We start from the raw sequence: 12,837 nt of genomic DNA, 5'->3' as shown, positions 1-12,837 counted from the left end.
GAAGGGACCATTAACTAAAAGATGGAGAGCATCAAAACGTGAGAAAAAGCAAAAAGTACAATTTTAGAAACTATTTCAGTGACCAAAAATGAATCCTAAATCTGTCAAGCTATTTCAGGGTGATACACAGCTCTTTGGTTATAGCCTAATCCTACATAATAGGTGGAGCCTTCTGAGCCACCATTGACACTTATATTATGCTGTTGGCTAGGGGCAAAATCCCTGAAATAGATTTTAAACCAGTCATTGTTGGCATTGGAAGCTGCCCAAGTATTCCAGCCGTTACTTCCAGGCGTGGGATTGGCAATGGTCTCGTTGGTGATGGTGCCAGCTTGATATGCTTTGATTCTTTCGAGAGTTTCAGGGTTAAATACTTCTGCACGACCAGCATTTACAAAAGCCTCGTTGTAGAGCTTCGCAAAATCAAGAGAGTTGATCATTTGGGGTAGGTTGATAGGCTGCGCCATCGAGAAGTTGTTGTTGTAACTAATGCTAGGCTTTCCCCCTTTTTTACCTTGTTTAGTTGTAATCAAAATCACCCCATAAGGCGCGCTAGAGCCATAAATAGCCGATGAGGCCGCATCTTTCAGGATGCTTATATTTTCGATGTCGTTGGGGTTGAGGGAGTTAATATCTCCGCCCTGTACGCCGTCAATCACAACCAAGGGACTGCCCGTGGTACCAAAGCCCGTAAAACCGCGAATGTTGATAGATTGTGTAGCATTGGGGGCTCCTCCTGATGTATTTGTGGTGACGTTGAGATTCCCGGCAGCTCCTTGCAGGGCTTGGCTAATCCTTGTAATAGGACGATTTTCGAGGACTTCTCCCCCAATTTGATCAACAGCCCCCGTTAGGTTTACTTTTTTTTGAGTGCCATACCCTACTACCAATACTTCTGAAAGGTACTTGGTGTCTTCTTCCAAAATGATAGTAAATGTGCTTGTAGCTCCTACCTTCATTTCTTTGGAAATATAACCGATGTAGGAAAAGGTAAGGGTTTGTCCTTCTTCAGAATTAAGTGAAAAGTTTCCTTTCGTATCTGTAGTAGTGCCTTTTGTACTTCCTTTGATTACGACAGAAACTCCTACTAAAGGTTGTCCTTTAGTATCTGAAACGTTTCCCGAAATGATTTTTTCGGGCGAGGCAAATAGGGGGAGTGTGGCTAAATTTAACCATAATAAGCCCAAAATTAATTTTAGTAATCCTACAGACCTACATGGACGAAAGGACAAAACAAAAAATCGCTTTAGTAAAGGGATCAGCATAGCCTGAGTAGTTTAGATATTAAATTAATGAATCAGAAATCCTATTAGAATGATAATCTTGTATTTCGTATAATCATAAAAATTTATTCTCCACAAATCGCCTCTATCCACTTTCACCCCACCTAAAAGTTTAGTTTTGCGCCGTTGGTTAAAAACACATTTCGTCGTTTTTACTTGCCAAATTCATACGTTCTTCAGACCCTACAAATATCTAAAAAAAATGTTGACATATTCTAAACAATTGTTTAATTAATTATTAAATTTTTTTAAATAGTTTAACCTAACATCTTACAAATGCATTTTTTGAGTCAAAAAATGGCATTTACTAGGATACTAAGGAATGAAAGGATGTACGTTGTGGAAGAGATATAAAAAAAGATAGATGCTAGAGGTGTCTATTTAATAGACTGGATTATACCCTATTTTGAAAAAATAGGAGGCTAAGTAGGGTTCATTGACAGAACAACACCTCCAAACAACAAGAAAGTAAAACGAAGATTTAGAATTTTCGATTCGAAATGTAGGGAACGATAGCATACGGCACCTCCGAGGCAATTTCGTCGATAGAAGCGGGAGAATCCCCCAAAAATTGAGATTTCTTTCCTTGAATTTCTAGGTGTCCATCTGAGTAAATGATGAGCCTCGCCCAAAGGGGGTCTTTATAGACGGCCATGGATTTGAGATAGGGAAATTTTTTCTCGGTTTCGGCATCATAGCCAGACGACTTGTTTTTGTCGCCTACCCAAAAATAAGACATACTGTTGATTTGTACATAATGAATGCCATTGATGACATTGTGATAATCTTGGTGATGATGACCGCTCAAAACAAGTTTTACTTTATTGGAGCCTGCGTTTTGATTAGCTTCTTCCAAGATGAGCTTCACGGCGGTGGCATTTTCGATACCATTGTTGTCGTTGTCGAGCCCTTGATGACAAAAAATGATAACCGGGAGATGTGTAGTTGCTAAATCCTGTTTTAGCCATTGACGCTGCGCTTTACTGACATAGCGTGGATAACCCTTGAGCTGTCCGTTAGGATTTTTTTCATTGCCATTGAGTACTACAAAATGAAAATCGTTTTTGTCAAATGAATAGTAAGGGGCGGGCATTTGCCAAAAATCCACGACTTGTTGATGCGAAAAACCGCCATCAGTATCATGATTGCCAATGACATGATAAGCTGCACCCTTAAAGCCCTTCCAGATATTTATGAAGGATTGACTACTTTCTTTAGGAAAACAAAAATCTCCAAGTTGGATGATAAAATCTGGCTTGAGGCGATTCATTTCATCAATAAAAGAGCTTAGTCGGCTTTCGCTATCGGGAATGAGCCCATGGTGAACATCCGTGCAAATTCCTATTTGCGCTACTATTTTCTTGTTGGAAGTAGGTGTAGACACTTCCACCCAATTCAGGAAAGATAAAAGTGAAGCATTTTGGCAAAATTGGCGTCTGTCCATGATAGCAAAAAACTAATGTTGGGTAAAGAAATAGATAACGAGCATTTTGCAGGGGCTTTCGGCGTTGTTTTTGGGGACGTGAGAAAGCCGACCATCAAAAAATACGGAGTCTCCTTCTTTCAAAGGGAAAACTTGCCCATTGATTAGATAATCGGTTTGGCCGCTAATGATATAAATGTATTCGTAAGCGTCGGTTGTCACTTCTTCTCGAAAACAATGAGGGGAGAGTTCCAATAAAACAAAATCTACGGTACTTGCAGGGAGATTTCGCATAATGACCCTCTGATAATTAAAACCCTGTGCATCCTCTTTTTCGAAAGGTATATAATCCTCTTTACGTTGAATAAGAATGGTAGGCTCCAAAAGATTCAATCCTTTAAAAAACTCACTGACTTCTACCTCAAGAGATTGGATGATACTGAACATGACGGGAAGAGAAGGAATACTTCGTCCATTTTCGATTTGGGATACAAGCCCTTTACTTACCCCCGACTTGTCGGCTAGTTCTTGCAAGGTAAGGCGTTTTTCGATACGATTTTGTTTGATTCTTCGTCCGACTTCCAATATTAATAATCCATCCATAGGTTCTCTAAAAAAAGAGGTAGTAGCAATTGATTCACAAAAAAAGAGGCGAAAGATACAAATAATGCATAGGTGTGTGGTAAGGTAACATGGTTTTTTGACTTTATGAGTGTCTTACCTAAATGCTCTTTTCTAAATGCTGTGATAGCCTGAATTGTAAATTTGGTAGAGTGCTACTACCTTTGGTCTAACTTTTAAAAACTTCATTAACATTTGTACAATGAAAAAAACAATTCATACTACACTACTTGGAGTGTTTCTAACCTGTTGTATTTCAATGGTTACAATGGCGCAAAATCCTTTTTTTAAAGCTTACAGTACTCCTTTTGGAGTTCCGCCTTTTGCAGATATTAAAGCCGAGCATTTTGAGCCTGCTTTTACTGAAGGGATGAAACAGCAAGCTGCCGAAATTGCCGCGATTACGGCTCAAAAATCAAAACCCACTTTTGCTAATACGATTTTGGCTTTAGAAAACAGCGGAGATTTATTGGATCGTGTTGGAACTGTATTTTTTAATTATAACAGTGCCAATACCAACGAAACGCTCCAGAAAATTGCGCAGGTATTGTCTCCTCAACTTTCCAAACATCGTGACGATATTCAGTTAAACAAAGCGTTGTTTGAACGAGTGAAGGCCGTTTATGACCAACGGGCTCAGTTGAAATTGACAGGAGAACAGATAAAATTGTTCGAAAAAACCTATAAAGGGTTTGTAAGAAGTGGCGCTGCATTGGCCACAGATAAGCAAGAACGCCTGCGCAAAATCAACGAAGAAGTATCATTGTTGACCTTGAAGTTTGGTCAAAACCTTTTGGCCGAAAACAATAATTATACCCTCGTAGTTGACAAAAAAGAAGACCTCAGTGGCTTGCCTTCATCGCTCATTGCGGCAGCAGCAGCTGATGCCAAAAAACGCAAAATGGAAGGGAAATGGGTTTTTACTTTACAAAACCCAAGTATCATGCCTTTTCTACAATATGCCGACAACCGTTCGTTGCGTGAGCAAATCTTCAAGGCATATCTTGAAAGAGGTAATCACAACGACGCCTTTGACAACAAAACTATCATGTCTAAAATCGTAGCATTACGCGCAGAAAAGGCAGCTTTGTTGGGGTATGAAAACCACGCCGCCTATGTTCTGGAAGAAAGTATGGCCAAAACTCCCGCCAAAGTGCAAGAATTGTTGAATCAACTTTGGACGGCTACGGTGCCTGTGACCCAGCAAGAAGCGGCAGAGCTACAAGCATTGATGGATAAAGAAGGCAAAAACGAAAAACTAGAAGGCTGGGATTGGAGATATTATGCCGAAAAACTTCGCAAACAAAAATACGACCTCGACGAAGAAGAACTTCGTCCTTATTTTTCACTGGACAATGTACGTCAGGGTATCTTTACACTTTGTAAAAAACTTTATGGTTTGAGCTTTGAGCCTCGTACTGATATTCCGGTGTATCACGAAGAAGCAACAGCCTATGAAGTAAAAGAAGCCAATGGGCAGCATGTAGGTGTAATGTACATGGATTTTCATCCGCGTGCCAGCAAGCGCGGTGGCGCTTGGATGACAAGCTACCGTGAGCAAAAAATGGAAAATGGCAAACGAGTAGCACCTGTGGTATCAATTGTTTGTAATTTCTCACGTCCAGCAGGCAATGCCCCTGCCCTATTGAGCTTGGACGAAACCCGTACCTTTTTCCATGAATTTGGTCATGCCTTGCATGGATTACTATCCAACGTGAATTATGGAAGTCTGGCAGGTACCTCTGTACCGCGTGATTTTGTGGAGTTGCCTTCGCAAATCATGGAAAACTGGTCGACTGAGCCTGAAATGCTAAAGTTATATGCCAAACATTATCAAACAGGCGAAGTGATTCCTGACGCATTGATTGAAAAAATGAAAAAAAGCAGCCTTTTCAATCAGGGTTTTGCGACGAGTGAGTATTTAGCAGCATCGTTGTTGGATATGAGCTATCATACCCTGAAACCTGGTCAAACACCCACCGACGTACTTGCTTTTGAAAAAGCATCAATGGACAAAATAGGTTTGATTTCGCAGATTCCGCCTCGTTATCGTACTACTTATTTCCAGCACATCTTTGCAGGAGGGTATTCGGCAGGGTACTATAGTTATATTTGGTCGGCGGTATTGGATGCCGACGCCTTTGAGGTATTTAAGGAAAAAGGACTTTTTGACCAAAATTCGGCCCAATCTTTCCGTAAAAATGTGCTCGAACGTGGCGGCACCGACGAGCCTATGACTCTCTATCGGAAGTTTAGAGGGGCCGAGCCTGACATTAAGCCTCTTTTGCGTCGCAGAGGACTGCTAAAAGAGGTAAATTAACTAATACTCTTCAACAAAAAGCGGCTAATGTTCAATCATTAGTCGCTTTTTGTTTGACTCCATTTTAATCAAATCCACGGCGGAGTTTATCCTTCTTTAGAAAATTCTATCATCTAAAAACCCATCTCCATCCGTCGGATTAGGGAGTTTATCCTATTTCTTTTGCAGACTGCTTGATGACTCGCCAACTTTGTGTTGTTAAAATCAAGACCATGAAAAAAACTTTACTTCTCGCCATTACATTCTTCACGATTGGTACAGTCTCCGCTCAATTTCCAGTTGGTGGAGCACCAGCCTCAAAACCTATCCCAGGTACAGCCACTGATCAAACACCCAAAGGAAATTCAAAAATTACAGGATTTGTGATTGATTCGGCTGCTACCAAAGCCGTTGAGTTTGCCAGTGTGGCTCTTTACAATAAAGCTACAGGAAAAGCAGTGGACGGTACCGTTGCGGATGAAAAAGGTAAGTTTGTCCTTAACAAAATCGTGGCAGGAGATTACAAAATGCTGATTTCGTTTTTGGGTTATCAAAACAAAACTATCGACAATATCTCTTTAGCAAAAGGACAAGACCTTGACTTAGGAGTGATTAAGCTTACACCTAATGTGCAGACTCTCAATGAAGTAGTGGTAACAGGGCAAGCCGCACTTATCGAAGAAAAAGTAGATAGACTTGTTTACAACGCCGAAAAAGACATCGCCTCCAAAGGCGGAGATGCTACGGATGTACTTCGTAAAGTGCCTTTGCTTACCGTAGATTTGGACGGAAATGTGTCGCTACGTGGTAGTCAGAATATTCGGGTGTTGATCAACAACAAGCCTAGTACTATCATCGCCAGTAGCGTAGCAGATGCCTTGAAGCAGATTCCTGCCGACCAAATCAAGACAGTAGAAGTAATTACTAGCCCCTCCGCCAAATATGACGCTGAAGGCTCAGGAGGGATTATCAACATCATCACCAAAAAGAACAGCCTTCAAGGGCTTAATCTAAATGTAGATGCAGGCGTTGGAAACCGTGGGTCGTCTTTGTCACTCAATGGGAGCTATCGTAAAGGAAAAGCTGGATTTACTTTAGGTGGTTTTGGACGTGCCAATTACAATATGATTACTAAAACAAGTCTTGAACAAACTAGCACTGCCAACAATATTACGACTACCACTCAACAGACAGGCGATGGTAGCAGCAGAATGCTCTTTGGGCAATACAACTTAGGTTTTGATTATGATTTGGCCAAAAATCAAAGCCTCACGGCTGGTGTGCGTTATGGGGTTCGGAATTTTATTAATCAACAAGACCTTATCACTCGACTCATTACAAATGGCGTAACAGGAGCTACCTCTAGTCGTGACGTAGAAGCCAAAAACCTTTCAGGAACGGTAGATATCAACGTAGATTATTTGCATACTTACAAAAAGCCTCAGCAAGAATGGAGTATCTCAACCCTGTATAGCCGCAACGACCTCACCAACAATTTTGATGCTAATCTACTAAATGGAGAAGGAGCTTTGACAAGTCGTCAGCGCAATCTCAATGGTAATGTGAATCAGGAGTTTACGCTACAAACCGATTATCAAACGCCCATCAAGAAAAACCAAATGATTGAGTTTGGGGCCAAAGGGATTTTTAGAGAGGTAAACAGCAACTATCGCTATTTGAGAGCAGGTGCCACAGGAGATTATACCATCGAAGCAGGCCAACCATCGGGCGAATTGCTCTATCACCAAAATATCGCAGCGGGTTATAGTTCTTATACTTACACTACCAAAAAACGCTATACTTTCAAAGGTGGTTTGCGATATGAGCATACCTTTATCGATGCCAGTACCCGCGAAAACGGCGTGTTGGGAATCGCTAACTACGGTGTTTTGGTGCCTAGCATCAATGCTTCTAAGACCTTTAAAGGAACAACTTTCAAGCTTGGCTACAATCGTCGTATCCAGCGTCCGGGGCTTCAGCAGTTGAACCCCAACTTCAACGCTGCTAACCCTCAAAACATCACAATTGGTAACCCTACCCTTCGTCCAGAGTTGACCAATAACTTTGAGTTAGGGCTTAGCCGAACCATCAAGAAAGCATTCGTAAACGCTACGTTTTTTGGTCGTATTACCAACAACGCCATCACCCAAGTACGTCAGCCTTCTGATACACTCGCAGGTGCTATCGTGACAACTTACGAAAACATTGGTCGTCAACATGCCTATGGTGCTAACATATTTACCAACATCGCAGTTACTTCCAAAATCAACATCGGTATTTTCTCTAATATTTTCTATAGCAGACTTACGGGCCAAGCTTTGGGTGAAAATGGAGTTTCGCAAGAATTTACCAACTCGGGGATGAACGTGAGTGGTGGGATGTTTTCGCAAGCTACTTTCAAAAATGGTTGGGGAGCGCAAGCCTTTGGGTTTTTACAAGGCAATCAAGTACAGCTACAAGGAATGCAAGGCGGATTTGCCTTTTATACAGTCGGAATCAAGAAAGATTTCAAAAACAAAAAAGGAAGCCTTGGGTTGGCGGGAGAAAACTTCTTCAGCCGTCGATTCAATATTCATAGCAAACTTACTTCACCACAATTCAGCCAAATCAGTGATGTATTTCTTTATAACCGAGGTGTACGTCTAACATTCACTTACAAAATTGGAAAAATGACCACCGACGCCCCGAAAAAGAAAGCACGTTCGGTCAATAATGATGACGTAAAATCTGAAAACAGTGGACAAGGTGGAACCGGCGCTCCAACAGGAGGTGCACAGCAGCGCAACTAAATCTTATTGATAATTGACTACTAAAAAAATACAATAACCATAACTAAAACATGATGAAAACTAACAAATTTTTGGCCGCAGCTTTCGTTGCTTTTGTATCAGTAGGTGCTTATGCCCAAACTGTGGATGAAATTGTGGATAAACACGTTGCTGCTTTGGGTGGTGCCGATAAACTAAAAGGCGTAAATACGCTGATTATCGAAAGAACACTTTCGGTACAAAGTATGGAAATTCCCAATAAAACCACTATGGTAGTGGGTAAGGTGCTGAGATCCGAGTCGACTGTTATGGGAAATTCTATGATTCAAGTATCAGATATTAAATCGGGCTGGATGATTCGTCCTGCAATGATGGGAGGCACTGGCGAGCCAGAAGATATGCCAGCCGATCAAGTGAAACAACAAGCTAGCCAACTTGATCCCTTTGGGGCTTTGGTAAATTATAAAGAAAAAGGAAACACTATTGAGCTTGTTGGCACAGAAAAGTTGAATAAAAAAGACGTATATCATTTAAAAGTGACTAGCAGCGATGGCCAAAGTCACGATGAATACGTAGATGCCTCGACTTTTTTAGTGAGTAAAATAACCGTAGTGGCTCAGGGACAAAACGCAGAAATTGAATTTTCAGACTACAAAGATGTAGAAGGGGTAAAATATCCTTACATGCTTGAAATGAGCAATCAAATGGGAAATTTGGCTTTTACTACCAACAAAATCGCAGTTAATACTCCCGTAGATGAGGCGATTTTTAAGAAGCCTACTAAATAATTATCTCTCTTTTTTCATACAAAAACAGCTCCCTCAGGGAGCTGTTTTTGTATTTATTTTCGTGGCTTTTATTGTCAAAAACTTATCCTCTGCGGTACGGATTACGGTCAAATTTGCGTGAGTGCTGATAAGCTACCAAACGTTCGCGCTGTGCAGGAGTTAAGACTGACCAAATATCTTTTTGTTTTTCATTTTGCAGGCGCTCTATGTCACGGCTGCTAAGGCGGCGTCCTTTCAAGAGGCGGTCATATTGATTTTCGATTCTCTTGATTTCGTTTTCTTGTTTGCGGCTCAGTTTGACGATGTTGTCCAGATGATTGATGCTAAGTTCTTCAAGCTTATTATCTAGACGAGGATTGTTGATCTGTGGAGCCGAAGGAACTTGATAAGAACCGCGCTGAGCGTTGACATTGGCGATGCTCAAAATGGCTAAAGTGGCGATGGCTAAGATGGTCTTTTTCATGGTTGCTGTTGTTTTAAAATGTGTCGTAATTAATTGGTTTACGATGGTTAGAGGCTCATTTTATCACAACGTTTAATGGAGGAATAAGCCCAATCTACCAATCGACACTTAGAATCGATGGCTACCAAAAACAAACCGATGAATGAACAATGAAACTATTTGGGCAACACATAGCTATACACTTTATAACCCAACTCACTCCATGCACTTTGGGTTGGAAATGGTGTACCAGGAAACAACTCCTGATGATTTGGAATAAATTTTATCTTCACCCTTAGTTTAGATTTATCTTTTGTCAATTGGGCGGGCACCAAAAATTCATCTTCTCGTAGCTGCCGATTGGAGGTTTGAGCTTTCAAAAAACGCGGGTCAAGCTCCCCTCCTGGGTCGGAATACATACAGGTATTGGCTCCAGCTAAATACCAAACTCCCGCTCGGCTCCATTTCCCTTTTTTCGCATCGGCTTCCTCGGCGATAAATACTTCGGCAGTTTGATTGGGAAAACTATAATCCAGCGTTCGACGAAGCAAAATTCCTTGATTCGTGGGGGCAAGCTTAATCGTAAATTCCGAGGTGCCTTGGGTATAACGCCCCTCCAAGGTTTCTTCGGGATAAATCTCTTTGCCCATCAAGGCCGAATAGCCTTCAATCGCCGACACATCGATGCGCCACGGCTTGTCAGGAAATACGTCGATGCCTGCCTCGAATCGTGAGGTCAGTGGATAAACTGCCGAAGCCTCGGACGAAACGTAGCTGTGCATTTTTTCACTGGTCAGGTTTCCTACATTGAGCTCGTCTGTCAGTACCAAAGAAGGTTTAGGAAGGCCATACCAATAACAAACCGCTTCGTAGTGCTCGGGATACAGATTTTCGCCCCCGTGTTCAAACTGAATGACGGCCCGTTTGCCAAAAGGCATCAAATCGGCCAACAAAAACCGATAGGCGGATTCAATCAGGTCTTTTTCGTGTTTAGCTGTTTCTTTACTAACCGCGCCACAGGGGTGCCCCGCCAACGGCAAGGTCATGTTGAGTCCGCCCCAGTAATCGCCGCCACCACCCCATTCTTCGGTGCCAGTACCGTATGCTTGGGGGCTCCGACTATCGTCAAAATAAAACCGTGGGTCGCCTTCGAGCGTAGCCAAGTTACCATTGTGCGAAAACACAAACGAATTTCCCACAAAACTTCCCGACCATTCTTCGTGCCCTTCTATGCCTTTGGTATCTAGGTACACCAAATCTTTCCCAGGTTCGGGCAATGGAATGTCTTTGTAGGTAGAGTGAAAATAGCTACTGTGTTCGGGGGTAGTTTTTAGGGGTTCATAGCGAAGCTCATAGTCGATAGAGGTGTTTTTCGGGGTAATTCCTGTCAACTCAATGCGAGCAGATTGAAAAAATGGCATAGGGAAATAGCAACCCAATTCAATTTTTTTGTTGGGATAATCAAAGCGGATACTAACAGGAAGCCCTTTGACTAAATATTCCTGTTGTTCGCGATTATAAAACGTTCCCGCCCCGAAGAAAAGGCACAATGGTGCATCAATGGACGGATGCTTGGCGCCGTCCCAAGTCGCGACTAAGCGAATGCGCTCCAAATCAAAGGCTGATTCCAGCGGTAAGGTTATTTTTAGGGCGCGAATTTGTTGCGGACTGGAAGCTTGAATATCGGCCAATACCACTTTTTCGTTGTCAAGCCGAAGCGTACCTGTTTTTTTTACGATGTCTTGCGGGGCAATGTCCGTTCCAGCCCGTTCCAATAAATTCAACACCTCTTTTTCGGGCGCGTGACGAAGCAAAAACGACTGTATGGGGCGAGAAAGTTGCGATTCATTGGCGTAGAGGTGATAGATGTAATAGCCTGTCCCATAGCGGGTTCTGGAATAAGCAATACGCATAGACTGCTCAAAAGGCATGGGCGTCCATATCAAATCAGCTCCTTTGGTGACCTCCCATGTCCAGTTGAGCGGACGGGGATAGGTGGTTTCAGGAATAAAATTTGAGGCTTTAAACTTTCTTTTGGCTACTGTGGGTTCGCTTGTACCTGTTTCGCTCACAAGGTGGTCAACGCCATCGACCATAAAATGCCAAGGGCTTCCGTGCCAGTGATTAGCCCGAAAAAAATACAGCACGCCTTTGCCTTTCACATCAAGCGTAACGTTCTCATTTTCGCCATTGGCAAATAAAAAATGAGAAGCATCGGCCGACTCATTTCCTCCCGTGCGGTCGTAGGTAGAGCGCATATACGCCCGAACGCCCAGCCGTTGGGTTGGCCATTGGTCCCATTGTTTGTAAGCATCTAGGCCCACGGGAATTGTGGGTAATTGCTGCGCCCTGAGTGAGGACAAAGTAAAAAAGAGAGAGAAGCTCCCCAAGAGTTGGAAAAACAAACGGCGTTTCATCTTAGCTAAAGAAAAGAATGTTTTCTTTAAAAGCTTCTAACGCCGTATTTTTCTAGGGTTTTTGGTTTATTTTTTCTTTTCGGAAAATACCTTGAAAAGTACAGGGAGTGGCCAAAAAAATGTTGAATTCAAGGCTTGTGCCCAGTTCGGCTTATTTTTTTGACTTTCTCTCGTAACGTACCAAAGCAATACGATTCCTGAAATAATTAAGGCAGCAGTCATTTTAGTTGTGGATTTTGTTTAATCAAATATAGGGTTTTTAATCTTAAACACTTATTTCGAATGTTACCATTGGTAAATATCTGATTATGAGTGGACTGAATCAAATCTCGTTTAGGCTAATGATTTTTTCGCTTCAGCTGCAAATAATCCAAAAAGTAAATCACTTTTACCGAAATATTGTTGTTTTGGTCGGCTTGGAGGGTGACATTGAGTCTCCAGTTTTGGACGTTCGCTTAAGGTGTTAAGAAATATTCAAAACAATTGAGCTTGTCATGATAAGAATGATTTGGATATAATCGTTCATGCCAATGCCCCGTTTGGACTTGAAGGAGGAAGGGTGAGTATTGATAAGGACGAGTTTAAGGGGGGATGAAGATGTCTTTTCGTTGCCTGAAATATCAACTAAAAGGCGACGTCCATCTGTTTCTATCGGCAAAAAACTAGGTTATCGAGATTGTAAACTAAACTGTGTCACCCCAAATTGAATCAAAGGGGGAAAATAAGTAACTTAGTTTTAACTTATAGACACAATGAAAACTGACGAATCCTTTAATTTCGAGCGCTTCAAGGAAGA

8 protein-coding genes and 1 pseudogene are annotated in these 12,837 nt (G+C 41.9%); 3 read left to right on the top strand and 6 right to left on the bottom strand.

Annotation, left to right across the window (positions count from 1 at the left end; genetic code table 11):
- Positions 1–104 precede the first annotated feature (104 nt).
- From P1X15_RS32040 to P1X15_RS32030, 3 genes are all read right to left on the bottom strand, one after another.
- Positions 105–1,265, bottom strand: coding sequence for a TonB-dependent receptor plug domain-containing protein (locus tag P1X15_RS32040; protein ID WP_277342188.1), 1,161 nt, complete (start codon positions 1,263–1,265; stop codon positions 105–107).
- A 499-nt stretch (positions 1,266–1,764) separates the two neighbouring features.
- Positions 1,765–2,727 carry a metallophosphoesterase gene (locus P1X15_RS32035; RefSeq protein ID WP_277342187.1) on the bottom strand — a complete coding sequence of 321 codons (963 nt, stop codon included), beginning with the start codon at positions 2,725–2,727 and terminating at the stop codon, positions 1,765–1,767.
- A 12-nt stretch (positions 2,728–2,739) separates the two neighbouring features.
- Positions 2,740–3,309, bottom strand: coding sequence for an XRE family transcriptional regulator (locus tag P1X15_RS32030; RefSeq protein WP_277342186.1), 570 nt, complete (start codon positions 3,307–3,309; stop codon positions 2,740–2,742).
- A gap of 220 nt (positions 3,310–3,529) precedes the next feature.
- Between P1X15_RS32030 and P1X15_RS32025 the strand changes: the two genes are divergently transcribed.
- From P1X15_RS32025 to P1X15_RS32015, 3 genes are all read left to right on the top strand, one after another.
- Positions 3,530–5,647 (top strand): M3 family metallopeptidase, encoded by a 2,118-nt coding sequence (locus P1X15_RS32025; RefSeq protein WP_277342185.1) that lies wholly within the window; start codon positions 3,530–3,532, stop codon positions 5,645–5,647.
- Between the two features lie 212 nt (positions 5,648–5,859).
- Positions 5,860–8,415: an outer membrane beta-barrel family protein gene (locus P1X15_RS32020; RefSeq protein WP_277342184.1), complete on the top strand. Its 2,556-nt coding sequence runs from the start codon at positions 5,860–5,862 to the stop codon at positions 8,413–8,415.
- A gap of 50 nt (positions 8,416–8,465) precedes the next feature.
- Positions 8,466–9,182, top strand: a complete 717-nt coding sequence (locus P1X15_RS32015) for an outer membrane lipoprotein-sorting protein (protein WP_277342183.1) — start codon at positions 8,466–8,468, stop codon at positions 9,180–9,182.
- Positions 9,183–9,264: 82 nt separating this feature from the next.
- Here the strand turns inward: P1X15_RS32015 and P1X15_RS32010 are convergent, their stop codons facing one another.
- The 3 genes and pseudogenes from P1X15_RS32010 to P1X15_RS32680 form a co-directional block, all read right to left on the bottom strand.
- Entirely contained in the window at positions 9,265–9,645 is a 381-nt protein-coding gene (locus P1X15_RS32010) for a hypothetical protein (RefSeq protein WP_277342182.1), read from the bottom strand.
- Between the two features lie 155 nt (positions 9,646–9,800).
- Complete coding sequence (locus P1X15_RS32005) at positions 9,801–12,041, bottom strand: DUF2961 domain-containing protein (protein ID WP_277342181.1); 2,241 nt, start codon at positions 12,039–12,041, stop codon at positions 9,801–9,803.
- A 338-nt stretch (positions 12,042–12,379) separates the two neighbouring features.
- Positions 12,380–12,463 (bottom strand): annotated as a pseudogene (locus P1X15_RS32680) (DUF5916 domain-containing protein); the annotation flags it as partial.
- Positions 12,464–12,837: the final 374 nt, after the last annotated feature.

Source organism: Runella sp. MFBS21 (genome assembly GCF_029433105.1).
Taxonomy (GTDB): Bacteria; Bacteroidota; Bacteroidia; order Cytophagales; family Spirosomataceae; genus Runella.
The sequence above is the reverse complement of the archived record's forward strand: the minus strand, read 5'-3'. Positions and strand labels throughout refer to the sequence as shown.

Excerpts from the sequence above, each read along its gene's own strand:
- P1X15_RS32040 (WP_277342188.1), bottom strand. The coding sequence starts at position 1,265 with ATGCTGATCCCTTTACTAAAGCGATTTTTTGTTTTGTCCTTTCGTCCA.
- P1X15_RS32035 (WP_277342187.1), bottom strand. The coding sequence starts at position 2,727 with ATGGACAGACGCCAATTTTGCCAAAATGCTTCACTTTTATCTTTCCTG.
- P1X15_RS32030 (WP_277342186.1), bottom strand. The coding sequence starts at position 3,309 with ATGGATGGATTATTAATATTGGAAGTCGGACGAAGAATCAAACAAAAT.
- P1X15_RS32025 (WP_277342185.1), top strand. The coding sequence starts at position 3,530 with ATGAAAAAAACAATTCATACTACACTACTTGGAGTGTTTCTAACCTGT.
- P1X15_RS32020 (WP_277342184.1), top strand. The coding sequence starts at position 5,860 with ATGAAAAAAACTTTACTTCTCGCCATTACATTCTTCACGATTGGTACA.
- P1X15_RS32015 (WP_277342183.1), top strand. The coding sequence starts at position 8,466 with ATGATGAAAACTAACAAATTTTTGGCCGCAGCTTTCGTTGCTTTTGTA.
- P1X15_RS32010 (WP_277342182.1), bottom strand. The coding sequence starts at position 9,645 with ATGAAAAAGACCATCTTAGCCATCGCCACTTTAGCCATTTTGAGCATC.
- P1X15_RS32005 (WP_277342181.1), bottom strand. The coding sequence starts at position 12,041 with ATGAAACGCCGTTTGTTTTTCCAACTCTTGGGGAGCTTCTCTCTCTTT.